Here is a 23,413-nt window from a genome sequence, read left to right as displayed (position 1 = left end):
GGGGCGGGCATTACCTTAGAGCGGGGCCCCACGCAACCAATCACTTCCTGCCATGCCGCCTGCCGGAAACAAAGCTGCCGTGCCGCCGCCCGCGCTGCTGGCGCTGGCCAACGCGGTGCCGAACGTGTTCTGGTCGGTACTGGGGCTGGGGCCCTTGGGCGTGTATTGCTACCAGTGGGTGGCGCGGCCGTGGCTGTACGGGTGGCTGGCCGTCAGCCTGTTCGCCTACGCGGTGCCGGTGGCGTGGCTGGGCTGGTGGCAGCTGAGCCGCGCGCCGGGGCCCTACCGCCGGCTGGGCGTGGCGGCCGTGAACCGCGTGACGCAGCACGGCGACTTCGTGAACCGCCTGCTGCGGCGGCGCTACCCGCGCTACCGGCCCGTGGTGCCCCGGGCGGCCGTGGCGGCGCTCGTGCGCACCACCTACCAGCAGGAGCGGTTTCACCTGGCGCTATTTCTGTTCTGTCTGGCCATCAGCGGGTACGCCGCGGCGCACGGGCAGGTGGGGTGGGCCGGCTTGCTCGCGCTCACCAACGTGGGCTACAACCTGTACCCGATGTGGCTTCAGCAATACGTTCGGGTGCGGCTGGCCGCGGGTGCGCCGCGACTGGGGCCCCAGTAAGAGTGCAGTTACCCGTTGTAAATAAGAAACTTGCAGTGCAAGTGAGCTTCTGGCGGCCGCGGCTACTGGGGCCCCAGGGGCTGCTCCAGCAGCCAGCGCACGGCTTCGGTTTCAAAGTTGAAAGTGCGGTAGGTAATGGCCAAGTCTTGCACTCGGGCGGTAACGAAGGTGGTGGCCAGCCGCACAAACACGTCGGGCGACACGATGATGGCCCCGTGGCGGTAGCCGCTATCGGCCACGGCTTTGGGCAGCCAGCTATGGGCCACCCACTGCTGCTCTTCGGGCGTAAAGGGCGCCATGCCGATTTGGTTGATGAGCGCGCGGCTCCAGTTGTGCCGCTGGAGGCCCTGGGCAATTTGCGCAAACAGCGCGCACGTATCGGCCAAGGTGCGCGCCTGGGGCCCCCACTGCACGCGCAGAAAGCCGGCGGGGTCGGCCGCGGCCCAACCGGCAGCATTTTTGAAGAAAATGGAAGGCAGCAAAAGTTCGCTCATGAAACGCAAAGGTAGAATTTTGCGGTTTGATTGCATTCCATTCGCCTAGCTCGCCGCCGCCGCGGGGCCCTGGCCGCCGGTGGGGCCCCCGGGCGTTGCCGTCGCCTTCCGCCGCACGGCGCCGTATAAGCCCGCTATGATTCCTCTAATTGCCCAAACGCCCCGCCTGACCATCCTCGCCGCCAGCCGGGCCCTGCTCACCGCCGCCCTGCACAAGCCCCACTACTTCCCACTGCTGCTGGGCGCGGCCCTGCCCGCCGATTGGCCGGCTGTGGGCCCCGGCCGCGAGGTGCTGGAAAATGACTTGGCGCAGCTCACCGCCGGCGGGCGCGACGCGGCCGGCTGGTACGGCTGGTACGCGCTGCGCAAGGCCGAAGGCGAGGTGCCGCGCACGCTGGTGGGCGCGGGCGGCTTCGCCGGGCCCCCCGATGCGGCGGGCACGGCCGAGCTTGATTTTGCCATTGCCGCCGAATGGCGCGGCCAGGGCCTGGCCACTGAACTGGTGGGCGGGCTGGTGCAGCAAGCCGCCGCCACGGGCGCGGTGCGCCGCCTGGTAGCCCACGCCCCCGCCGATGCCCCCGCCGCCCAACAGGCACTGCGCCGCAACGGCTTCGAACTGGCTGAAACCACCGAAACCGACCGTCTGCGCTTCGAGCGCGCCGTAGAGCCGGCGCCTGCACCTACGCTGGGGCCCCCCAGCGCATAGCGCCGGGGCCCTAGTACGGGGAGTGCGTACCACCAATGGGCCGCACGCGCTTGTACCCCCGAAGGGGCGGCCCATTGGTAGTAAAGCGTTGGCTAATCTTACGCCCGGCCCATCTGGCGCAGGAAGGCCACGTGTGAGGCCACGGCGTAGCGCATCTTGGGGTATTCCTGGTAGGGGAGGCCGAACTCCTCGCAGGTCTGGCGGATGATTTTGCTCAGCTTGGGGTAATGCACGTGCGAGATTTTGGGGAACAAGTGGTGCTCGACCTGGAAATTGAGGCCCCCCACGAGCCAGCTGATCACGCGGCTATCGGTGGCGAAGTTGGCGGTGGTGCGCAGCTGGTGAATGGCCCACTCGTCCTCCATTTTGCGGGTGGTTTCGTGGGGCACGGGGAAGGCGGCTTGCTCGACGGTGTGCGCCAGCTGGAACACGATACTGAGCGTGAAACCGGCCACGGCACCCGTCAGCAGGAAGCCGGCCAGCCAGGGGCCCCAGCCCAACATGTACATGGGCAGGGCCACGAATAATCCCAAATTCAATATTTTGAATCCCCAGAAAATAAGGTGGTCGTTGGTGCTCATCGGCTTGAGGGCCACGCTGCCGATTTTGCGGCTGAAGTACTTCTGGTAGTCGGTGAAGAGAATCCAGGAGATGTAGAGCAGGCAGTAGAAAAACCCGAAGTACAGGTGCTGGAAGCGGTGGGCGCGGTGGCGGGGCTGGTCGGGCGTCAGGCGCATCCAAGGGCGGATGTCGAGGTCGTCGTCCACGCCCTCGATATTGGTGTACATGTGGTGCACGGTGTTGTGCTTGGCGTCCCACATGTAGCTGCTGCCGCCGAACACATTGAGGGTGAAGGCTGCCACCTTATTGAGCCAGCCGTGGCGGCTGAAGCTGCCGTGGGCCCCGTCGTGCATCACGTTGAAGCCGATGAGGGCCAATACGCCGCCCATCAGCACGCACTCGGCCAGGGCCCAGCCGGCGGCGGGCGTGAAGAACACCAGGTGCACGTACAGCGTCACCAGGGCCCCGAGCAGCAGCGCGGCCTTGCCCAGCAGTGAGGCGTTGCCAGTTTGGGCCTTGCCCGTGGTGGCGAAATACTCGGCCGTGCGGCGCTTCAGCTCGGCGTGGAAGGAGCGCGGGGGCGCAAATTTGGGAAGCAGCATAAACGAAGAAAAAGCCAACCGGCGCCCCGCCGCAAAGCGGAGCGCCGAAGCGGTGCCGCAGGGCCGATTGGCCGTTGCGGCGGGCTCGTGCACCCTGCACAAGCCCAGCGCGCCAGGACCTACGCAGCTGCCCACCCCGTAGGATTGGCACCTGCCCCCTCCCGGCTCGCCCCGCCACAACGCCCCGGCGCCCGCGGAAGTTGGCCGGGGCCCTAATGTTGTTGGCCCGGGTCCCGCAGCCCCGCACCGCCAAACGCCGTAGAAGGCAAAACTTTCACTCTTTTCTTCTGTCGCCATGTTTCGTCTGCTGCTTCTTGCCCTGCCCTTGGCGGGGGCCCTGGCCCGGCCCGCCGCGGCCCAGTCGGCCACCGGGCTGCCGGCCCGCCCGGTGCCGTTCCAGTTCGTGACTGACCAAGCCAAGCTGCTGGCCCCGGCCGATGCCAAAAAGCTCGACGGTGGCCTGCGCCGCTACGCCGACCAAACCGGCACCCAAGTGGTGGTCGTGACGGTGCCCAACCTGGGCGGCCGCCAGGTATCGGACTACGGCCGGGCCCTGGGCACGGCCTGGGGCGTGGGCCAGCGTGGCAAAAACAACGGCCTCGTGGTCATCGTGGCTGCCCAGGAGCACAAGGTCACCATCCAACCCGGCAGCGGGTTGGTTGACAAGATAACGCCCGCTCTCACGCAGCGCGTTATCGCCCAGGATTTTGGGCCCAACTTCAAGCAGAACAACTACTTCGCCGGTCTGCGCAAGGGCCTCAGCACGCTGATGCTGGCCGCCAACCCGGCCTCTAACCCGAACAAAACCGCTGCGCCGGCCGCTGCTGGGGCCCCCAGCACCGCGCCCGACGCCGCCGCTGGGGCCCCCAGCGCCGCCGCTCCGGCCCTGAGCAGCGAGGCCCCCGGCGCCGCGCCCGACGCCGGCAACATGGCCACCAACGGCGGCGGGGGCTTGCTGGCTATGCCGGCTTCATCAGAGCCCACGGGGCCGGGCTTCGGCACGCTGGCGCTGGGGGCCCTGGGCATCGTCGTGGTTATCTGGCTGCTGATAAAGCTATTTCGCCGCAAAAGCGCTGATAGCGCCCCGTCGCCCAACAACCCTAATTTCTACCCCAACCAGCCAAATCCCAACCAGCCCAACCGGCCGGGCGGCACCCCCAACTTCCTGCCCAATGGGCCCCAGGGCGGCGGCTACGGCCCCGGCCCGGCCAACTACGGAGGCCAGGCCCCCAACCAGGGCGGTGGCCTCGGCATGGGCAGCATCCTGGCCACCGGGGCCGCGGCCGCCGCGGGTGCCTACCTGGGCAACCGCATGTCGGAAGGCCACAACGGCGGCTCGGGTAGCGCGCACAACTTCGACACCAACAACGCGGGCTTTGGCGGCGGCGCGGCGGCGGCCGGCGGTGCCGCCGCAGGGGCAGCCGGCACTGGCGCGGCGGGCGACTACTTCGCCGGGCGCGGCGCGGAAGCCAACGAAAGCGCCCCCGACTACTTTTCCGACGACAATACCGGCAACGACCAGTCGGGCGACTACTTCTCGTCGGATAATTCTTCCTACGACGACACTTCTTCGGACGACACCGGCGGGGGCGGCTTCGACGATACGAGTAACGACAACAGCGGCTCGTGGTAAGGCCTTGTGGCGCAAGGATATAAACAAAAACAGCCGCCCAAAATTGGGCGGCTGTTTTTGTTGCCGGGGGCCCCAGTTGGGGGAGGGGCGGCGGCTATTTCGGCATGGTGCCTTCCAAGTCGCCTACTTTGATGACGCCGCGGCGCTTGGGCTGGGCGTGGGCACGCTTGGCGCGGCGCAGGGCCCGGCGGCGGGCGAAGAAGCCCATGCGGGCGTTGCGCTTGCGCGACTGGCCCCGGTATTTGTAGGCCTTGTAGCGCGGGTGGTGGTCGGCGGTGGAGGTGCTGGCGGCAGCGGCGGGTGGGGCGTCGGCCAGGCCAAGCAAGCAGCAAAGTAGCACGAGAATAATGCGAAGCATAAAAGAGAATAAAAAGTGATTTAGAAGTAGTTGAGGCTGCAAAGTAACTACCTGGCCGGCACACGCCGCCAGCCGCAGGGCCCTGGGGAACCCACTGAGTAACCAGCGAAGATTTTATATAAATTTTAAAATACAAATGCCGTATTTTATTAGACAAGTGCTATATAACTAACGTATTAGCTAGTTGATAATTGCGACGATGAACTGCCCAGAACAATCGTTTTGACCGCTGGACATTCCATTTGCAATAAAGCGGAAGACGGCCTTGCGATTAGCAAAATACTTGACTAAAAGCAGGTTGGCTCCGTATGTAGGGCGCTTGCTGCGCCGGGGCCCTCGGCCCCGTGCCCGTGAGCGCCCCTCCGGCGGGTTTGCCGGTCCTCAACCCGTTTTTAGTGAGCGACGAGATTACCATTGTTAAGAACGAGGCGGGCATGGCCAAGCCCACCATGCGCCGCTTCGCCGTCAACGTGGCGTCGCTGTTCAGCGTGCAGGTGGCCAACTTCCTGCTGCCGCTGCTCACGGTGCCCTACGTGGTGCGCATCATCGGGCCCGACAAACTGGGCCTGCTCAACTTCTCGCAGGCCTACGTCACGTACTTCAGCCTGCTCATCAACTACGGCTTCGACATGGCGGCCGTGCGCGTGATTGCGGCCAACCGCGACGATACGGAAGCCACCAGCCGCATTTTCAGTCAGGTAATGGCCGGCAAGGCGCTGCTGTGGGCCCTGTCGGTGGTCGTGTTCACGGTCGTCACGCTTTCCAACCCCGAATTCAAGGGGCACCTGGGGCTGCACATCTGCACGTTTCTGGTGTGCATTGGCACGGTGCTCTCGCCGTTCTGGCTGTATCAGGCCATGGAGGACCTCGGGCGCGTGGCCATGTTCAACCTAGCCGTGAAGCTCATCTTTTCGCTCTCGGTGCTGCTGCTCATCCGCAAGGCCGACGACTACGTGTACCAGAACCTGGCCATCAGCGTGTCGCAGATTTTGGTGAGTGTGGTGGCGCTCTACGTGGCCGTGCGGCGCTTCAAAATCAAGTTCTCCTGGCCCACGGGGCCCGAGCTGCGCACCCGTTTTAAAGAAGACCGCACGCTGTTTTTCTCGTCGGTGATGATTACGATCTACGCCAGCTCGAACGTGTTCATCCTCGGCCTGCTCACCATTCCTTATAATGTGGGCATCTATGCCGCGGGCACGCGGCTCGAGGGCATGGCCGAGTCGTTCGTGGGCCTGGCGCTCAACCAGGCGTTCTTTCCCATTGTGGCCCAGGCATTTGGGCAGGGGCGCGAGCAGGGGCTGCGCATGGTGCGCACCACGTTTTTCCCGCTCTTTCTTGTGATGGCCTGCGTGAGCGCGGGGCTGTGGCTGGTGGGGCCCTACGTCATCACGCTGCTCTACGGGGCCAAGTTCGCGGGGGCCGTCACCATCCTGCGCATTGTGGCGCTGCTGCCGCTCATCATCGGCATGAGCAACCTGCTGGGCCTGCACACCATGCTGAACCTGCGCATGGACCGCGCCTTTTTCACGGTCACGGCCGTGGGCTCGGTGGTAGGGCTCGCCCTGAACATGCTCCTCATCCGGCGCTACGCCCACGTGGGGGCCGCCTACGCGCTGGTGCTCACGGAGGCCTACATCACGGCGGCCATGTACGTGTACCTGCGCTGGAAGGGCATCGAAGTTATCAAGCTCTCGCACCTGCGCGAGGCCATTGCATTCACCAAATCGCGCGTTTTAGCGCTAAAAAAGAGATAGTTATGGAAACCATTGCCGCATTGGTGGTTACCTACAACCGCCTGGCCGACCTTAAGAAGTGCCTCGACACGCTGCGCGAACAGACGCACCGGCTCGACGCCATCTTCATCGTTAACAACGGCAGCACCGACGGCACGGCCGAGTGGCTGGCCACCCAAACCGACCTGCTCGTGACCACCCAGGCCAACCTGGGCGGGGCCGGTGGCTTCGCCACGGGCATCGACACGGCCTACCGCGCCGGCCACACCTGGATTTGGTGCATGGACGACGACTGCCTGGCCGCGCCCGACGCCCTGGCCGCCCTGGTGGCCGCCCCCAACCTGGGGCCCTGCATCAAGAACTCGATGTCGGTGAGCGTGAACAGCCGCGACGAGCTGGCCTTCTTCGTGGACCGCCCCAACCAAGCCTACCGCAAGGTGAGCGACATGACCGGCGTGGACCTAATCTACGGCGTGGCCTCGTTCTTCAACGGTACGCTGGTGCACCGCAAAGTGGTGGAAACCATTGGTATTCCCGACAAGAAGCTGTTTATCTGGGGCGATGAAGTGGAGTATATGACCCGCGCCCAGAAGAACGGCTTCCCCATCGTGACGGTGCCGCGCAGCGTGTTCTACCACCCCGCCTCGTTCGACCGCGACGGCATTCCGTGGCCCGCCGCCTGGAAGCAGTACTACGCCGTGCGCAACCAGCGCCGCGTGCTGCAAAACCAGTTCGGCGATACCCTGGGCCGCGTGCTGTACGCCAGCTGGGCCGCCAAAGCTACCTTGCAACAAGCTGTTGCCAAGCGCGATAACCGCCTCTACAACTTCCTGCTCTATGGCGAGGCCGCCCTCGATAGCCTAACGGGTAATTTCCACAAGCGGCCCGATACCATTCGTACGTTGCAATTCTACAAGTGGCGCAACAAGTAGGGCGTGAGGTTGCCAGGTGTTGAACCTGGAAATATTGTCTTGCTATCCAGCTGATTAAACGAAAAAGAGCGGCCCATTCAGGCCGCTCTTTTTCGTTATGATGCCCCGGCAAAGGCCGGCGAGCAAAGCCCCTGGGGCCCTATTTCTTCACCACCTGCATGCTCACGCGGCGGTTGAGGGAGCGGCCCTCCTCGGTGTCGTTGCTGGCAATGCCGTCGAGGGCCCCGTAGCCGGCCGAAGTGAGGCGGTCGGCGGGTACGCCCATGCTCACGAGGGTCGTCATGGCGGCTTTGGCGCGCTCCTGGCTCAGGCGCAGGTTCACGTAGGGGCTGCCCGAGCTGTCGGTGTAGCCGCCGAGCTTCACCTTGGCGTCGGGAAACCGCTTGAGGATGCTAGCAATATTGGAGAGCTGCCACAGCGATTCGTTGGTCAGAATGGCCTTGTTCGACTCGAAGTAAATGCGGTCGAAGCCGATCCAGCCCTTGGTGGGGTCCGTCAGGTCAACCTCCTTGGTGGGGTCGATAAGGAATTGGTAGAGTTTGCTTTCCGTCGAGTTGGACCCGATAATCTGGCGCACGCCGTTCTTGAGCTTGAGCACCACCGGCACCGCCGTTTTGCCGCGGGCCGCGTCGGCGGCCGACGTGAGGCTGGCCACCGGCACGGCCGTGTAGGGCCGGCCCGAGGGGGCCCCGGCCTCGGCCACCGGGGCGGCCGTGGCCACTTCCGGGTCGGGGTTGCGGGTGCCCAGGATGTAGCCAAACTCAGCCACGGCAATGAAGCCCACGCCCAGTAGCAGCGCGTTGGCGTGCCGCGCCACCCACGACGTGGCACCGGCCGCCCTGGCGGCCACCGGCGCGTCGGCTGCCTCGGCGGCCAGTGGGGCCCCCGCGGCCAGCGCTGCGCCCGGCTGGGGCCGTAGCCACTGGCCCAGCTCCGGGGCCGTCCAGTGGTTTTGGGCCACTAGGCCGCCCATGATGCTGAGCGCCGCGCCGCTCACCTGCTCCACCAACTGGTTTACCGAGGCAGTTTGGATGCCGGCGGCCGTGGCCACGCCGTGCACCTTGCCGTGGTAGCGGTCGTCGAGGGCGGTTTTCACCAGGTCGGCATCGGCGTCGGGCTGCGGGGCGGCGTGGGCGGCACGGGCCGCATTCCACAGCGTGTCGCGGCCGCCAGGCTGTCCGGCCAGCTCCTCAAAGGTGTTCATTACCAGGTCGGCCACGCGCGTGATGGCCAACTGCACGCCCACCGGGTGCTCGGCGGCCAGGGGCCCGGTGGGGGCGGGGCCGTTTGCCCGGAGGAAGTTTTTGATGTCTTCCGGCATGTTGTGGAGCGTGGTCATAGCAGGGGCAGGCGAAGGGATGAAAGGAAAAGGTGCTGCTTTTTATGGTTTCAGTACCAAGCCAACGTACGAGAGCCAGCCCCCCGGGGATGGGGCCCTGGCAAAAGATGCAAAACGCGGCTTTGCCGGGGCCCGCCGCAACGGCGCGCGCACGGCACCAAGCGGCTTTTGGGGCCCCCAGGCAAGCAATCGGTAGCGGATAAGTACAGTTTTATCAGCGAATTGCCTCAGTAATAGGCGCGGGTTATTTTCTCAAATATAAAATATAAAATATATATGAGAAAATATATTATTGCTTTTGGAAACTAGTGGCTACCGCGGGCGGGCTACAGCTGCTCGACGCGGCCGCCGGGGTACACCACAAACGTGGCGCTGTCGAGGGCCAGGGCCCCGGCCGCGTTGGTGGCGCGGTAGGCGTGCACCAGCTGGGTGCCCAGGCGGGCCGAGTCCTTCACGCCGATGAAGCTGTTGGCGATGGCCAGCAGCGAGTCGTTGTGCTTGTTGGCCTTGCCGTAGATGGCCATGATGGCGGCCGTTTTGGCCGGCGCGTCGTGGCGGGCCAGCGAAGCTTTGTAATTGGCCAGGGCTTGGTTGCGGGGCGTCAGGGCATCGTCGAACGCCCGCATGGCCACCACGCCCTTGATGGCGGCCTCGTTCATTTTGGTGTAGGCGGCGGGGGGGCCCCAGCGCACGGGCTCGTAGCCGGGGAAGGCAGCGGCGTGGGCCGCCACGTACTTGGCCACGGCCTGCTGCACGGTGTCGGTGGGGGCAGCGGCCCGCGCCGCGGGGGCCCCAGCGGCGGCCTTATCGGCCGGGGCAGGGGAGTTGCAGCTGGCGGCCGCCAACAAAAAAACGAGCGCGGGCAAAAGGTTTTTCATGGCGGAAGCGGGCTATTGGATGATGCTAAGTACGGGGCCCGTTGGCAAATAGCTGGGCCGTGCGGGGCGGCCCCAAGTAGTCAAGGCGTTAGCCCGGGCGTTGCGCGGCTTTACGGCGGGGCGCGTTGTGGAGTTTCCGCGGGGCGGGCCCGGCGTCGGGTGGGGCCCTGGGCGTGTTGCGGGCGGTGCGGCAAGCTTATTGCACAACCGCCGAGGTGCTAAAATCCGTATGGCTCAGCGGATTCGAGCGGCCGAGGGCTTTTCTTTGGGGGTTGGTTGCGGGCCGTGCTGTGCCGCGCCCGAGCTATTTTTGCCGCAAAGCTTGCAATCCTGGTTTCTGTTAGCTTAATTCAACTTCTTGAATATTGTTTATGATGTTATTTCTTCGATTGCGCCTGCTGGGTTGGGTCGTATTGCTGGGGTTGGGGGGCTGCGTGACGCAGCAAAAGCTGCCGTATTTGCAGAACAGCAGCTACTCGACGCAGAAACCGGTGGAAGTGGACAATCCGCGCCCGACGTACCTGCTCCAGCCGGGCGACGTGCTCAGCATCAAGGTGCAGAGCGTGCAGCCTGCCCTGAGCGACATCTTTAACGTGCAAGGGCCCCAGAACATGGTGTCGGGCGACCCCAGCACCCTCTACCTCACGGGCTACCCCGTCGACGAGGCCGGCACCATCAACCTGCCCACCGTGGGCCGCGTCAAGGTGACGGGCATTACCCTGACCCAGGCGCAAGCACTGCTCGAGCAGAAGGTGGGTGCCTACGTGCGCGACGCCAACGTGCTGGTGAAGCTGCTGAGCTTCAAAATAACGGTGCTCGGCGAGGTGCGCCTGCCGGGCCGTTATTTCGTCTACAACCCGCAGGCCACCGTGCTGGAGGCCCTGGGCATGGCCGGTGACCTCACCGAATTCGGTAATCGCCAGAACGTTAAGCTCGTTCGGCAAACCGCTAAGGGGTCGGAAGTCGTATTAATAGACCTCACCGACCCCAAGCTGCTGCAATCGCCCTACTACTACCTGCTGCCCAACGATGCCCTGTACGTGGAACCGCTGAAGGCGCGCACGGCCCGGGGCAACGCCAACAACTTGGGCCTGGTGTTTGCGGGCATCTCCGCCGTGGTGCTGTTGATCAGCTACCTCACTACCAATAGATAACTGGATTTAATTGACTGATTCCAGGGCTTTTGCCCTGGCTATATACTTATGGAAGCGCGTCCTGCCCCTTTTGCTGCCGAACTAGATTTACACGAGCTTTTCTTTAAGCTCCGCCGCCGCTGGACCTGGTTCGTCGGGGCCCTGGCCATTGCCGGGACCCTGGCCTGGGTGTACCTGCAAGTGAAGTCCCCGGTGTACGATTTTCAGTCCACCCTGCTCATCGGCGACCAGTCGACGGGCTCGAAGCAGGCCCAGGAGTTGCTGCAATTGCTTGATAGCAAGCCCAAGGGCCTCAAGCTGGAAGACGAAGTGGGCCTGCTTGCCTCGACGGGCATGCTACGGCGCACGCTGGCTCAGCTGCCGTTTTCGGTGAGCTACTACGCCGAGCCCAACTCGTGGCTGAACTGGGTGCGGCCGCTGCAAGTGCGCGAGCGGGCCGCCGGCGACATGCCCTTCTGGGTGGTGGCCGTGCCGGGCCGGCCCCAGCTCACGGGCGTGCCCATTTACGTGGAGTCGCTGCCGGGCAACAAATTCCGGGTGCACGCCGATGCCAAGCTCGGCCAGCTGCGCATGCTGGCCACCGGCGACTTGGTGCGCGAGGTGAACGGCGTGGAATTCGACCAGACCGTGGCCGCCGGCGACACGCTGCGCAGCCCCTTGCTGACGCTGGTGTTCCGCCCCGAGCCCGACCAGCTGGGCGGCAGTAAGGCCAAGTACTTCTTCAAGCTCAACGACCTGGCTAGCCTCACGGCCGAGTACCAGGCCCGCCTCAAAGTGCGCCCCACCGACCATGAGTCGCGCATTCTGGAACTGACCACCTCGGGCACGGTGCCCGCCAAGGAAACCCAGTTCCTCAACACGCTGATGAACACCTACGTGCAGGACGACCTGAGCCAGAAAAACCTGGTGGGCAGCAAAACCCTGGCCTTCCTCGACAACGAGATTGGCAAGCTTTCGGGCTCGAAAAACCGCGCCGCCCAGGACCTGAGCTCCTTCCGCTCGGCCAACAGCGTGGTGGACGCCGGGGCCCAGTCGGGCGTGAGCATCCAACAGCAGAACGAGTTGAATGCGACCCGCAACCGCCTCGCCACCACCCAGCGGCGCTACCAGAACATGCTCTCTTACCTGCGCGCCCACCAGGGCAGCAGCAGCATAACCGCGCTGAGCAGCGGCGGCATCGACGACCCGGCTACGACCGGCCTCATCCAGCAGCTTTCGGAGTACAATAGCCAACGCGCTGCCCTGATTGTAAATGCGAGCGAGATAAACCCCGTGGTGCGGGTTATCGATGAGAAAATCAGCAGCACCAAAGAGCAGCTTATTCAGACCCTGACCGGGCTGGTGAATTCATCGGCTGGGGCCCTGCGCGACGCCGAGCAGCAGCTGGGCGAGGTGCGCGGCCAACTGAGCCGCATGCCCGAAAACGAGCGTCAGCTCGGCTCGCTGCAAACCAACTCCCAGTTCAACGAGAAGAACTACAACTACTTGGTGGAGAAGCGCAACGAGGCCGCCATTGCCCTGGCCACCAACGCCACCGACAAGAAGATTGTGGACGCCGCCAAGCAAAACGGCCTGGGGCCCTCGGCCCCCAAGCCGCTGCTGGTGGGCCTGCTGGCCGTGCTGGCCGGCCTGGTGCTGCCCGCCGCCTTCGTGCTGATGCAGGACAAAACCAACCGCCGCGTGCAAAACAAGGAAGACCTGGCCCGCCTCACCGGCATCCCGCTGCTAGGGGCCATCCCGCACGGCTCCGACGAAGACAAGCAAAGCATGCTGCACGACCCGCGCAGTGCCATTGCCGAATCCTTTCGGGCGGTGCGCGTGAACTTGCAGTACCTCTCGGCTGGGCTCGATAAGCGCGTGATTGGCGTGACGTCGTCGGTGCCCGGCGAGGGCAAAAGCTTCTGCACCGTGAACCTGGCCGCCGAGCTGGCCCAGAGCGGCCGCCGGGTAGCGGTGCTGGAGTGCGACATGCGCCGGCCCACGCTGGCCGGCTACTTCGGCATCGACCGCCGCGCCGAGCACGGCCTGAGCACTTACCTGGAAGGCACCAGCACCCTCGACGAGGCCCGCAGCACCACCAGCATTCCCGGCCTCGACGTATTCTGCTGCGGCCCGCTGCCCCAAAACCCCACCCGCTTGGTGGAGAGCCCCCGCCTGGGCGAGCTGGTGCAGCAGTTGCGCGGCGAGTACGACTACCTGCTGGTCGACATCCCGCCGCTGGGCTACGTGTCGGAGTTTTTGGTGCTGCTGCAATACCTCGACGCCAAAGTGTACGTGGTGCGCCAGAACTACACCGACCGCTCGCTGGTGGGCCAGATCAACGAGATGCACCGCGACCACAAGGTGAAGCAGCTCTACCTGCTCATCAACGACGTGCGCTTTGCCAATACCTACGAGTACCGCTACAAAACCAACGCATATAAATACGGCGCATAAGGCTTTGAGCTGTTGGCTAATAGCTAACAGCTCAAATAGCAGCCAACAGCTAAAAACATGGCCGTAACCACCCAAAACCTGTCTTCGGCCGCCGTGCGCGGCGTGCAGTGGACAACGGCGGCCACGGTGCTCACCGCCGTGATGCAGATCGGCTACACCGCCGTGATGGCCCGCCTGCTCGACCCCGCCGCCTTCGGGCTGGTGGCCATGGCGGGCGTGGTGCTGCGCTTCGGCAGCTACTTTGCCGAGATGGGCCTGGGCCACGCCCTGGTGCAGCGGTCCGAGATTGATGCCCAAGACGTACGCGCCACCTTCACGGCCTCGCTGGGCCTGGGGCTGGCCGTGGCGGGCATTGCCTGGCTGGGGGCCCCACTGGCGGTGTTGTTTCTGAAAAACGAGGCCGTGGTGCCACTGGTGCGGGTGCAGGCCCTGGGCTTCATCATCGTAGGCTTGGGGGCCACCGCTACAAGCCTGCTGCGCCGCGAAATGCGCTTCGAGGTCATCGCCAAGGTGGAAGTAGCGGCCTACGTGCTGGGCTACGGCGGCGTGGGCATCACGCTGGCCGTGCTGGGCGCGGGCGTGTGGAGCCTGGTGATGGCCAGCCTGGCCCAGCAGTTTTTCGCGGCCCTGATGAACTACCTGGTGGTGCGGCATTCGCTGCGCTTCATCTTCGATAGGGCCCCCTACGCCCGGCTGTTGGGCTACGGCGGGCGGGTGTCGGTGGTGGGCTTTTTGGAGTTCATCAACGGTAACCTCGACACGCTGCTGATCGGGCGCTTGCTGGGCTCGGTGCTGCTGGGCATCTACAACCGGGCCTACATGCTGCTGTACCTGCCCATGTACTTCCTGACGAACAGCCTGGCGCGGGTGGCCTTCCCGGCCTTCAGCAAAATCCAGGACGACCTGCCCCGCACCCGGGCCCTGTACCTGACCAGTAGTACGCTGGTGGCCACCGTGGTGCTGCCCGTGTGCGCCGGCGTGGCCGTGGCCGCCCCCGAGCTGGTGCAAGTGCTGCTGGGGCCCCGGTGGGCGGCGTCGGTGCCCATTCTGCGGGTGTTGTGCCTATCCATTCCCCTAAGCATGACCACGTTGTTTGCCGGCGTGGTGGCCGATGCCCGCGCTAACCTGAAGCAAAAAATTATTCTCAACCTGGAGTTTATGGCCCTGCTGGCCACGCTGTTTTGGGCCCTGAAGGGCTACGGGCTGGCCGGCATTGCCGGAGCCATCGGCACGGGCGAGGTGGTGCGCACGTTCCTCTACATGCGCATCACGCACCGCGACATTGGCATTCCCTACGGCCGGCTGTTTGCCATTTATAAGCCCGGCCTGCTGAACGCCGCCGCCGTGGGCCTGGGCCTGCTAGCCGTGGCCGCCCTGGTGCGCCCGCTGCACGCCCCCGCCCTGGTGGCCCTGCTCGCCCAGATTGCCGCCGGGGCCCTGGTGCTGGGCGCAGTGGTGCTACGCTGGCCCTCGGATGAGCTGCGGCCCATGCTGCGGCAGGGCCTGGGCCGGCTGCGCGGTCTGCGCCGGCTGCCCGCTTCGGCCCACCCGGGCCTGGCCCGCTACACGGCTTTCCTGGAAAGCCGGCCCAGCGTGTCGCCCGTGTTTGAAACCTTCGACCAACCCCTCACGCCATGAACATCCTGCTGACCTCGCTGCAAGTGCCGGGCGCGGCCTCGGGCGTGCGGGTGCACTACGAGCGCCTGGGGGCCCTGCTGCGCGCTCAGGGCCACCAAGTTACCGTTGTGACGCAAGACGACCTAACGCCGTGGGTGCGCCGCGCCATTGGCGCGGTGCGGCGCGGGCTGGGGCTGCTGGGGCCCCTGGGCCAGCGCGTGGGCCTGGAGCTGGGTCAAGTAGCCGAAATCTTCTGCGCCATCGACCGCGGCCAGCGCTACGACGTGGTGAACGCCCAGGACGTGGCCAGCGGCTGGGCCGCCCGCCTGGCCCTGCGCGACCGGGTGCCGGTGGTGGTGACCGGCCACTACAACGACCACCCGGGCGAGGAAGTCGTCATTCAGCTGGGCATGGACCCGGCCAGCATGGCCGCCCGCTTTGAGGTGCGCTGGTACAATTTCCTGTTGCGCCGCACCCGGTTTTTCCTCGGCATTTCGGAGTACGCGCTGCGCCTGACGCAGAAGTTTTTTCCCGCTGGGGTGCGTACCGCCATCGCCCACAACGGTGTGGACATGGCCGCCTTTGCGCCGCCCGCCGCCGGGGCCCCCGCTGGCGGCGGGCCCGATCTACGGGCCCTGTACCCGGGCCGGCCCATCGTGCTGAACATTGGCCAGCTCGAAGCCCGCAAAAACCAGCAGTACCTCGTGCAGGTGGCCGCCGAGCTGCGGCAGCTGCACCCCGGCTGCGTGACGGTGCTAGTGGGCAAGGGCGAAGACGAGCCCATGTTGCGCGCCCTCATCGCGCAGCACGGCCTCGAAAACGACGTGGTGCTGCTCGGCTACCACACCCAAATACCCGCGCTGCTGCACGCCGCCGACGTGTACGTGCACACCGCCGCCCGCGAAAACTGCCCCTACGCCGTCATCGAGGCACTGGCTGCGGGCTGCCCGGTGCTGGCCCTGGCGGCCGGCGGCAGCCCCGAGCTGCTGGCCGCTACCCCCGAAGCCTCCATTGCGCAGGCCACGCCCCCCGCGGTGGTGGCCGCGCAGCTGGCCGGCCTGCTGGCCGACCCCGCTGCGCTGCGCAGCTTGCAGCAGCGCCAGTACGCCTACGCCCGGCCCCGCTTCGACGTGGCCGCGATGGTGCGCGCCACGGTGGCGTTTTACCGGGAGGCGGCGGGGCTGGCCCCCGCCGGGGCCCCTGGGGCCCCCGCCACGCCGCTGCCCGCGGCGGCCGTGGCCGCCCACTCTGCCTAGCCCACCCGGGCTTTACTCCTAAGCATCACTATGAAAATTCGGTTGAATTTTATCCTGATTTTGCCTATTGTGGCCGTGCTGGCCACCAATGCGGCGTTTTGGGAATTTATTTACGGCCCACAGGTCGACCAGGAGCCCGAGGGCGTCAAGCTCTACACCTACGCCCTGTTCGCGGCCTCGTTTGGGGCGATGGTGCTGTACGGGCGCTACATGGAGCCAATGATCCGCAACTGGATGTGGGTGGTGCTGGCCGCCATCGGCGGGCTGATGCTGGAATCGTACGCCGGCCACAGCTCCTGGATGGTGTACCCGCACGTGTTCAGCAAGCTGTTCATGCTGCTGATCATGTTCGGCATCTACGCCTTCCACCGGCGCTTTGGGCTGCCCTCGATGGGCCAAGTCATCGGCGTGCTCACCTTCGTGCTGCTGGCCAATCTGCTGGTGTTTCACCGCGACTCGCTCAGCCTGAGTGCCTTTGCGGATAACGAGCGCGGGTTCGGGTCGTCGTCGGCCTACTTGTTCGTGCCCATCGCCCTGTACTGCCTCAACCGTTACCTAACCCACGGCGGGCTGCTGGCGCTGGGCTTTTTCTTCTTCTGCCTGCCGCTCATCATCTTCCTCCAGCACCGCTCGGTGTGGATTGCCACGGCCGTGGCCATTCCCCTCGACCTGCTGCTGCTGCGCCGCACGCCGGGGGTGCGGTTCTCGTTTCCGAAGCTGATTATGTTGGTGGTGCTGCCCGGCATCTTGGGCTCGCTGGGGGCCACGGCCCTGGTGCTGAACAACCCCGAGGTGGTGAGCCGCCTGCAAACCAGCATGGACGACATGGCCAACGCCGACAAGCAGGGCACCGGCAGCTGGCGCCTCAAGCAAATCGAGTCGTACATGCCGCTGGTGCAGGAGCGCCCGCTGGCCGGCTGGCGCCTGGAAGGCTTTGAAGTGCCCATGCAGTTCTACGACCCCAGCAACGACCAGCCGATGTGGGCCGACCGCACCGGCCACCACTTCCACAACTTCTACCTCGACCGGGCCTTCTACTTCGGCATCATCGGCATCGTGATGGTGCTGCTCGTGCCCATCATCCGGGTGGTACAGCGCCTGTTCCAGCGGGGCCCCATGCGGCCCGATACGGCCCTGCTGATTGCCTACTTTGGCTGCCTGCTGGTGTTCTCGGCATCCTACGACTGGTCGACGTACCACTTTGGGTTGCTGGGCCTGCTGCTGGCCGCCCTGGGCGAGCCCGAGCCGGCCGCCCCCGGCTATCCGGCCCCGGCCGAAGTGCCCCTGGCCGAAGAAGTCGATGCTTACGTAAGTGCATGACCACAAATGATTTTTGAACTAACGCCTGTTTGAGCCGCCGTCGTTTCCGGTCCGGAGCCGCCCCGCCAGGGGCCCCGCCGGCAGCCCGGTGTTTCCTTTTTCCAACTAAGCCGCTCTTTGCCCAGCGGCTCTGCCATGCCCCAACCCCTTTCCTCTCTGCCCACCGGGGCCCTCACCACGCCGGTTTTACTGATGGTGTTTAGCCGGCCCGACACCACCCGGCGCGTGTTCGACACCATCCGCCGGGCCCGGCCCACCCGCCTCTACGTGGCCGCCGATGGCCCCCGCCCCGGCCACCCCACCGACGCCGTGCGCTGCGCCGAAACCCGCGCCGTGGTGCAGGAAGTGGACTGGCCCTGCGAAGTATTCACCCTGTTCCAAGAGAACAACCTGAACTGCGGCCTGGCCCCGGTCACGGCCATGAACTGGTTTTTTGAGCACGAAGCCGAAGGCATTATCCTCGAAGATGACTGCGTGCCGGCCCCCAGCTTTTTCCCGTTTTGCCAGGAGCTGCTGGCCCGCTACCGCGACGACGCGCGGGTGATGCACATCGGCGGCAACAACTTCGGCTCGGAGGCCCAGGGGGCCCTGAACCCCAGCGCGCCCTCGTACTACTTCTCCACGCAGCGCAACAGCTGGGGCTGGGCCACCTGGCGCCGCGCCTGGCAGCTCTACGACTACCACCTCACCGATTTCCGGGCCGTGGCCGCCTCGGGGGCCCTCGACGGCACCTTCACGGGGCCCCTGGAAAAGCGCTACCGGCTGGGCAAAATGGCCGGCGTGCTGGCCTTGCCCCAGCCGCCCGACGTGTGGGACTACCAGTGGGAGTACACCATTGCCCGCCACCAGGGCCTTTACATTGTGCCGGCCGTGAACCTGGTGGGCAACATCGGCTTTGGCAACGACTCGACGCACACCCACGACGGGGGCGACGTGCTGGGCGACCTGCCGGCCCGCGACCTGGCCTTCCCGCTGCGCCACCCCGCCCGGGTGGCCCAGGACCGCCCCCGCGACAACCGCCGCTTCAACGAGTTTCTGCGAAGCCGATTGGCGGCCATGGTGCGGCGCGTGTTTGCGGGCCAAAAGCCGGTGGCCGCCGGCCTCCAAAGCCCCAAGCAAGCCGCCAAGCCGGCCGTTTCCTCACCGGCCAAGCCCACCAACTCATGAAGCTCCTCCTTTCGGCCTACGCCTGCGCCCCCAACCGCGGCAGCGAGGAAGGCAACGGCTTCAACTGGCTGTGGGAAGCGGCCGCCCTGGGCCACGAGGTGTGGTGCCTCACCACCCCGCGCGGTCAGGAGGCCCTCGACCAACTGCTGGCCGAGCGCGCTGCCGACCCGGTGGCCCGCCGCATCCACCCGGTGTACATCGACGTGCCCGCTGCCATCAACTACGCCTACCGCTGGCAGCCCGGCGTGTACCTGCACTACATTGCGTGGCAGTACCGGGCCTGGCGCGTGGCGAAGGCGCTCGATGCCCAGGTGAATTTTGGGGCCGTGCACCACGTCACCTACAACAGCCTGCAAATGGCCTCGTGGCTGTGGCGCCTGAATAAGCCGCTGCTGCTGGGGCCCCTGGGTGGCGGCATGGTGGCCCCCGCGGCGCTGCGCCAGTACCTGCCCGACTGGTTCAAAACCGAAACCGTGCGCAACGCCATCAGCGGCTTGCTCACCACCTTCGACCCCAACGTGCGCCAGGGCCTGCGCCACGCCGCCCTGGTGCTGGTCGCCAACGGCGACACCGCCGCCCTGGCCCGCCAACTGGGGGCCCCCAAGGTGCTGCTGACCATGAGCGCGCCGCTGCCGGACAGCTACTTCCCGGCCGCTTACACGCCCCGCCCGGCGCTGGCCGGCCGGCCGCTGCGCATTTTGTGGCTGGCGCGGCTGTTTCCGCGCAAGGGCCTGCACCTCACGCTGGCCGCGCTGGGCCAAGTCGATAAGCGGGTGAATTTCCATCTCGACATCATGGGCGACGGGCCCGTGGGGCCCCAGGTGCCCGGCTGGATTGCCGAGGCCGGCCTGACGGACCGCGTGACCTGGCACGGCAGCGTGCCCTACGAAGCCACCCGCGCCGCCTACCTCGGCCACGACCTGTTCATGCTCTGCAGCTTGCGCGATACCTACGCCAACCAGTACATGGAGTCCATGGCCCTGGGCCTGCCCATCCTCACCCTCGACCACCACGGGGCCACCGACTTCATTCCCGACGACGCCGGCATCAAGGTGCCCGTGCAGTCGGCCGCCGAAACCGTGGCCGCGCTGGCCCGCGCCGTGGAGCGCCTCTACGACGACCCCACCGCGCTGGAGGGCATGGGCCGGGCCGGGTTTGCCTACGCCGCCCAGTATAAGCTGTCCAAATTTGTGGGCGGCATCTACCGGCAAGTCGCCGCCGCCGCCCCCGAGCTAGCCGGGCTGGCTCCTTCTGAAGAATTAAAAAGTGTGAATTAAAAACGAAGCGGCTTGGGCAATCCACCTTTTTTGGCGAGATGAGAGCCAGCGTAATTTTTAATTCATAATTCATGATTTCCTATGCTTTACGTTATTATCCCCGTTTTTAACCGCTGGCGCTACACCGCCGAGTGCCTGGTCTCGCTGCGGGCGCAAACCAACCAGGACTTCCGCACGGTGGTCGTGGACGACGGCTCGACCGACGAAACGGCCGCCGCTCTGGCCCGCGACTACCCCGAGGTGGAAGTGGTGACCGGCGACGGCAACCTGTTCTGGACGGCCGGCGTGAACCTGGGCATCCGCCGGGCCCTGGCCCTGGGCGCCACCCGCGTGCTCACCCTCAACAACGACGTGGTTGCCGCCCCAACCTTCGTGGCCGAAATGCTGGCCGCCGCCGACCAAAACCCCACCGCCGTGCTGGGGGCCCTGGAGTTCGACGCTTCCAACGGGGAGGTGATTTACGGCGGCGAACGGCTTGATTTCAAGACCAATACCCGCCATGACCTGCTGCACGAGCTACCCGCCGGCCTGCGCACCGGCCTGCACCCCGTCACGTACCTGCCCGGGCGCGGCCTGCTCATTCCTAAAGCGGTGATTGACAAGGTGGGCTTGTTCGATGAGAAGCGCCTGCCGCACTACCTCGCCGACTTCGACTACACCAGCGTGGCGCGCCGGGCCGGCTTCCCGGTGTTCTGCAACTACGCCGCCCAGCTCAGCACCTACCCCGAGGAAAGCGGCCAGACCCTCACCCGCAAGCACCGCAGCCTGAAGGGCTACTACCAGCACCTGTTCGGCATCCGGGGCGGGGGCAACCTGGTCAATTTCACGCACTTCGCCTTCAAAAATTGCCCCGCGATTTATTTGCCGTATTTCCTGCTGAACGGCTACGCGCGCCGGCTGGTGGGCTACTTCCTGCACTAATGGGGCCCCTGAAGCGCCGCGCCGCCCCCTGGCTGTGGCTGGCCCTGCTGGCTGGGGGCCCCGGCGTGGCCGCCTGCGCCAGCCACCACGCCACCGGCGACGCCACCTTGGTCATCACCAAGGGCGGCACCTACTCGGGCGCGTACGCCAGCACGGCCTCGGGTACGGCCTGCGTGCGCGTGGCCACCACCGAGCCCGTGGTGCTCGACGGCTGCGCCCTCACGGGCCCCGGCAACCTCATCGAGGCTGGCGAAGGGGCCGACCTGACCGTGCGCAACTGCCGCGGCCGCGGCCTGCCGCCCACCGCCGACAAGCAGGCCCCCGGCCGCTTCCTCGACGCCTACCGCCCGCGCCGATTGGTGGTGGAGCACAACGCCTTTGTGCAAACCAGCGGCATTGTGGTGAACCGCTGGAGCGGGACCGGGGCCCCCGGCCAAACCCTAACCGTGCGCTACAACCTGGCGCGCGACGTGGACGGCCGCTGGCGCAACAACACCGGCAGCACGCACTGCAGCTTCTTGATTTTGAACACAGTGCAGCATGTGCCCGGCGTAGATATTGCCTACAATGAGGTGGTGAACGCGCCGGGCCAGAGCCTGGTGGAGGATAACATCAACCTCTACAACAGCTCGGGTACGGCGGCCAGCCCGCTGCACGTGCACGACAACTTTGTGCGCGGCGCCTACCCGTTTCCGGCCGCGGCGGGCCAGTTCACGGGCTCGGGCCTGACCACTGACGGTGACGCCAAAACGGTGGACGGCGCCACGGCTTTCGTAGAGGCCGACCACAACCAGTTTGTGGCCACCGGCAACGCGGCCATGAACATCGCCGCCGGCCACGACATCTACTTTCACGACAACCGCGCCATCACCGCCGGCTACCTGCCCGACGGCGCGCGCTTCAACGCCGGGCACGCCGGGCTGGGCGTGTTCAACTTCTACAAGCAGCCCGCCACCGTGTTTTTTGGCCACCGCGTGGCCCACAACGCCGTGGGCTACGTAAAGTGGGGCGGCACCGACCCTGCCCCCGACCGCCAGGACCTGAGCCCCGGAGCCTGCGCCCCCTGCACCGACACCGAGCACCTGCCCGGCCCCATCGGCTGGATAACGGAGGAAGGCGAGTGGCGCACCTGGCAGCAAAAGCTGCGCAAGGCCGGCGTGGCGGTGGGGCCCCAGCTGGCCCGGGCCGGTTCAGTTTCTAAATAACTTCCTGATGTACATCGGCGTTCTAGCCCCCATTGCCACCAACGACCTGCTGCCCGCGGCCGAGCGCGACGCCGCCCGCCCCTACCCGAAAGGGCGCGAAGGGGCCCCGCTGATCAGCAACCTCATCCGCGAGTACGTGGCCCGCGGGCACCGGGTGGTGGCCATCACCCTCGACGACCAGCTCGGCGACGACGACCCGCCCTTCGTGCACGAGGGCCCCAACCTGACCTACGTGGTGGTGCCCGCCCGCAGCCGCACGTTTCGCCTGAACGGCCGCCGCCTGGGCCGCACCGCCGATTTTTTTTGGTTTGAGCGCCAGGGAATGCTGGCCCAGCTCCAGCGCTTCCGCCCCGAGGTGGTGCACGCCCACTGGACCTACGAGTTTGCCCTGGCCGGCCTGGCCTACGACCCGCAAACTATCGTGACGGTGCACGACAACGCCCGCATCATCTTCGACTACGTGCGCACCCTCAACCGCCTGTTCCACTTGCTGATGGCGCGCTACGTGTTCCGCAAGGGCCACCGCTTCACGGCCGTGTCGCCGTACATGGCTGCCACCGTGCAGCCTTGGACGAAGGCCCCCGTGGCGGTGGTGCCCAACCCGGTGGTCATCCCCGGCCGCGCCAGCCTAGTGAAAGCGCCCCTCGACCGGCCCGTGCTCAGCACCGTGGTGAACGGCTGGGACGACCGCAAAAACAGCAAAAACGCCCTGTTGGCTTTCCGCGCCGTGCAGCAGCAGCACCCCACGGCGGTGCTCTGGGCGATGGGCACGGCCTTTGTGCCGGGCGAGGAGGCAGAAGAGTTCTGCCGCCAGCACAACGTGCAAAACGTGGTGTTTTGGGGCCCCACGCCCCACGAGGAAGTGCTGCGGAAAATTGCTGCCAGCACGCTCGTTCTCCACACTTCGCTCGAAGAGTCGTTCGGCATGGTGCTCGTGGAGGCCATGGCCTACGGCGTGCCCGTGGTGGCCGGCCAAGCCAGCGGTGCCGTGCCGTGGGTGGTGGAAGACGGCGGCCTGCTGGTCGACGTGACGAGCGTGGACGCCATTGCCGGTGCCGTGAATCGTCTGCTGTCCGATGGGGCCCTATATGCGCAGGTATCGGCCCGGGCCGTGGCCATCGTGGCCGAGCGCTTCCCACTGGCCAAAATTGCCGACCAGTACCTGGCCCTCTACGCACAGCCCACCGGAGCTTAGGCACAGCTGC

Annotated in this window: 20 protein-coding genes; 15 read left to right on the top strand and 5 right to left on the bottom strand. The window is 66.0% G+C overall.

Features of this window, described 5'->3' with window-relative positions; genetic code table 11:
* The first annotated feature begins 52 nt into the window (after positions 1-52).
* Complete coding sequence (locus tag EAH73_RS14180; protein ID WP_140467613.1) at positions 53-619, top strand: hypothetical protein; 567 nt, start codon at positions 53-55, stop codon at positions 617-619.
* A 62-nt stretch (positions 620-681) separates the two neighbouring features.
* Here the strand turns inward: EAH73_RS14180 and EAH73_RS14175 are convergent, their stop codons facing one another.
* On the bottom strand, positions 682-1,113 hold the full coding sequence (locus EAH73_RS14175; RefSeq protein ID WP_140467611.1) for a hypothetical protein: 432 nt from the start codon (positions 1,111-1,113) through the stop codon (positions 682-684).
* Between the two features lie 136 nt (positions 1,114-1,249).
* On the opposite strand from EAH73_RS14175, the gene EAH73_RS14170 reads away from it, so the two are divergent.
* Positions 1,250-1,819 carry a GNAT family N-acetyltransferase gene (locus EAH73_RS14170; protein ID WP_140467609.1) on the top strand — a complete coding sequence of 190 codons (570 nt, stop codon included), beginning with the start codon at positions 1,250-1,252 and terminating at the stop codon, positions 1,817-1,819.
* Positions 1,820-1,917: 98 nt separating this feature from the next.
* On the opposite strand, the gene EAH73_RS14165 is transcribed toward EAH73_RS14170, so the two are convergent.
* Positions 1,918-2,982, bottom strand: a complete 1,065-nt coding sequence (locus EAH73_RS14165) for a fatty acid desaturase family protein (RefSeq protein ID WP_140467607.1) — start codon at positions 2,980-2,982, stop codon at positions 1,918-1,920.
* A gap of 295 nt (positions 2,983-3,277) precedes the next feature.
* Between EAH73_RS14165 and EAH73_RS23905 the strand changes: the two genes are divergently transcribed.
* The gene (locus EAH73_RS23905; protein WP_161599558.1) at positions 3,278-4,615 is read left to right on the top strand and encodes a TPM domain-containing protein; all 1,338 of its coding nucleotides are present in this window, start codon (positions 3,278-3,280) and stop codon (positions 4,613-4,615) included.
* Between the two features lie 94 nt (positions 4,616-4,709).
* On the opposite strand, the gene EAH73_RS14150 is transcribed toward EAH73_RS23905, so the two are convergent.
* Positions 4,710-4,973: a hypothetical protein gene (locus tag EAH73_RS14150; RefSeq protein WP_140467605.1), complete on the bottom strand. Its 264-nt coding sequence runs from the start codon at positions 4,971-4,973 to the stop codon at positions 4,710-4,712.
* 350 nt (positions 4,974-5,323) lie between these two features.
* Between EAH73_RS14150 and EAH73_RS14145 the strand changes: the two genes are divergently transcribed.
* A complete protein-coding gene (locus EAH73_RS14145; RefSeq protein ID WP_240047255.1) occupies positions 5,324-6,727 on the top strand; it encodes a flippase in 1,404 nt (467 codons plus the stop codon).
* Between the two features lie 2 nt (positions 6,728-6,729).
* Positions 6,730-7,638: a glycosyltransferase gene (locus EAH73_RS14140; protein WP_140467603.1), complete on the top strand. Its 909-nt coding sequence runs from the start codon at positions 6,730-6,732 to the stop codon at positions 7,636-7,638.
* Between the two features lie 139 nt (positions 7,639-7,777).
* Here EAH73_RS14140 and EAH73_RS14135 read toward each other — a convergent pair whose 3' ends face one another.
* Together EAH73_RS14135 and EAH73_RS14130 are read right to left on the bottom strand one after the other, a co-directional pair.
* Positions 7,778-8,977 carry an OmpA family protein gene (locus EAH73_RS14135; protein ID WP_140467601.1) on the bottom strand — a complete coding sequence of 400 codons (1,200 nt, stop codon included), beginning with the start codon at positions 8,975-8,977 and terminating at the stop codon, positions 7,778-7,780.
* Positions 8,978-9,303: 326 nt separating this feature from the next.
* A complete protein-coding gene (locus tag EAH73_RS14130; RefSeq protein WP_140467599.1) occupies positions 9,304-9,855 on the bottom strand; it encodes a hypothetical protein in 552 nt (183 codons plus the stop codon).
* Between the two features lie 371 nt (positions 9,856-10,226).
* Here EAH73_RS14130 and EAH73_RS14125 point away from each other — a divergent pair, with 371 nt between their 5' ends.
* The 10 genes from EAH73_RS14125 to EAH73_RS14080 all read left to right on the top strand — a co-directional run bounded on the left by EAH73_RS14125 (position 10,227) and on the right by EAH73_RS14080 (position 23,403).
* Entirely contained in the window at positions 10,227-11,009 is a 783-nt protein-coding gene (locus tag EAH73_RS14125) for a polysaccharide biosynthesis/export family protein (RefSeq protein ID WP_240047254.1), read from the top strand.
* Positions 11,010-11,057: 48 nt separating this feature from the next.
* Positions 11,058-13,445, top strand: coding sequence for a polysaccharide biosynthesis tyrosine autokinase (locus EAH73_RS14120; RefSeq protein WP_140467597.1), 2,388 nt, complete (start codon positions 11,058-11,060; stop codon positions 13,443-13,445).
* 57 nt (positions 13,446-13,502) lie between these two features.
* Entirely contained in the window at positions 13,503-15,083 is a 1,581-nt protein-coding gene (locus tag EAH73_RS14115; RefSeq protein WP_140467595.1) for a lipopolysaccharide biosynthesis protein, read from the top strand.
* Positions 15,080-16,318: a glycosyltransferase family 4 protein gene (locus EAH73_RS14110; RefSeq protein WP_140467593.1), complete on the top strand. Its 1,239-nt coding sequence runs from the start codon at positions 15,080-15,082 to the stop codon at positions 16,316-16,318. Before EAH73_RS14115 ends, EAH73_RS14110 begins: the two co-directional genes overlap by 4 nt.
* A 30-nt stretch (positions 16,319-16,348) precedes the next feature.
* Entirely contained in the window at positions 16,349-17,638 is a 1,290-nt protein-coding gene (locus EAH73_RS14105) for an O-antigen ligase family protein (RefSeq protein ID WP_140467591.1), read from the top strand.
* Between the two features lie 135 nt (positions 17,639-17,773).
* Complete coding sequence (locus tag EAH73_RS14100) at positions 17,774-18,805, top strand: nucleotide-diphospho-sugar transferase (RefSeq protein ID WP_193560202.1); 1,032 nt, start codon at positions 17,774-17,776, stop codon at positions 18,803-18,805.
* On the top strand, positions 18,802-20,082 hold the full coding sequence (locus EAH73_RS14095) for a glycosyltransferase family 4 protein (RefSeq protein ID WP_140467589.1): 1,281 nt from the start codon (positions 18,802-18,804) through the stop codon (positions 20,080-20,082). The genes EAH73_RS14100 and EAH73_RS14095 overlap by 4 nt, the downstream gene beginning before the upstream one ends.
* A gap of 81 nt (positions 20,083-20,163) precedes the next feature.
* Positions 20,164-21,003, top strand: a complete 840-nt coding sequence (locus EAH73_RS14090; RefSeq protein ID WP_140467587.1) for a glycosyltransferase family 2 protein — start codon at positions 20,164-20,166, stop codon at positions 21,001-21,003.
* Positions 21,003-22,208 (top strand): hypothetical protein, encoded by a 1,206-nt coding sequence (locus EAH73_RS14085; RefSeq protein ID WP_140467585.1) that lies wholly within the window; start codon positions 21,003-21,005, stop codon positions 22,206-22,208. The genes EAH73_RS14090 and EAH73_RS14085 overlap by 1 nt, the downstream gene beginning before the upstream one ends.
* Before the next feature lie 7 nt (positions 22,209-22,215).
* A complete protein-coding gene (locus EAH73_RS14080) occupies positions 22,216-23,403 on the top strand; it encodes a glycosyltransferase family 4 protein (protein WP_140467583.1) in 1,188 nt (395 codons plus the stop codon).
* Positions 23,404-23,413: the final 10 nt, after the last annotated feature.

This window comes from Hymenobacter nivis (assembly GCF_006439025.1).
Lineage (GTDB): Bacteria > Bacteroidota > Bacteroidia > Cytophagales > Hymenobacteraceae > Hymenobacter > Hymenobacter nivis_A.
This window is presented reverse-complemented; position numbering and strand designations above follow the sequence as displayed.

Coding starts and splice junctions, on each gene's coding strand:
- EAH73_RS14180 (WP_140467613.1), top strand. CDS start 53: ATGCCGCCTGCCGGAAACAAAGCTGCCGTGCCGCCGCCCGCGCTGCTG.
- EAH73_RS14175 (WP_140467611.1), bottom strand. CDS start 1,113: ATGAGCGAACTTTTGCTGCCTTCCATTTTCTTCAAAAATGCTGCCGGT.
- EAH73_RS14170 (WP_140467609.1), top strand. CDS start 1,250: ATGATTCCTCTAATTGCCCAAACGCCCCGCCTGACCATCCTCGCCGCC.
- EAH73_RS14165 (WP_140467607.1), bottom strand. CDS start 2,982: ATGCTGCTTCCCAAATTTGCGCCCCCGCGCTCCTTCCACGCCGAGCTG.
- EAH73_RS23905 (WP_161599558.1), top strand. CDS start 3,278: ATGTTTCGTCTGCTGCTTCTTGCCCTGCCCTTGGCGGGGGCCCTGGCC.
- EAH73_RS14150 (WP_140467605.1), bottom strand. CDS start 4,973: ATGCTTCGCATTATTCTCGTGCTACTTTGCTGCTTGCTTGGCCTGGCC.
- EAH73_RS14140 (WP_140467603.1), top strand. CDS start 6,730: ATGGAAACCATTGCCGCATTGGTGGTTACCTACAACCGCCTGGCCGAC.
- EAH73_RS14135 (WP_140467601.1), bottom strand. CDS start 8,977: ATGACCACGCTCCACAACATGCCGGAAGACATCAAAAACTTCCTCCGG.
- EAH73_RS14130 (WP_140467599.1), bottom strand. CDS start 9,855: ATGAAAAACCTTTTGCCCGCGCTCGTTTTTTTGTTGGCGGCCGCCAGC.
- EAH73_RS14125 (WP_240047254.1), top strand. CDS start 10,227: ATGATGTTATTTCTTCGATTGCGCCTGCTGGGTTGGGTCGTATTGCTG.
- EAH73_RS14120 (WP_140467597.1), top strand. CDS start 11,058: ATGGAAGCGCGTCCTGCCCCTTTTGCTGCCGAACTAGATTTACACGAG.
- EAH73_RS14115 (WP_140467595.1), top strand. CDS start 13,503: ATGGCCGTAACCACCCAAAACCTGTCTTCGGCCGCCGTGCGCGGCGTG.
- EAH73_RS14110 (WP_140467593.1), top strand. CDS start 15,080: ATGAACATCCTGCTGACCTCGCTGCAAGTGCCGGGCGCGGCCTCGGGC.
- EAH73_RS14105 (WP_140467591.1), top strand. CDS start 16,349: ATGAAAATTCGGTTGAATTTTATCCTGATTTTGCCTATTGTGGCCGTG.
- EAH73_RS14100 (WP_193560202.1), top strand. CDS start 17,774: ATGCCCCAACCCCTTTCCTCTCTGCCCACCGGGGCCCTCACCACGCCG.
- EAH73_RS14095 (WP_140467589.1), top strand. CDS start 18,802: ATGAAGCTCCTCCTTTCGGCCTACGCCTGCGCCCCCAACCGCGGCAGC.
- EAH73_RS14090 (WP_140467587.1), top strand. CDS start 20,164: ATGCTTTACGTTATTATCCCCGTTTTTAACCGCTGGCGCTACACCGCC.
- EAH73_RS14085 (WP_140467585.1), top strand. CDS start 21,003: ATGGGGCCCCTGAAGCGCCGCGCCGCCCCCTGGCTGTGGCTGGCCCTG.
- EAH73_RS14080 (WP_140467583.1), top strand. CDS start 22,216: ATGTACATCGGCGTTCTAGCCCCCATTGCCACCAACGACCTGCTGCCC.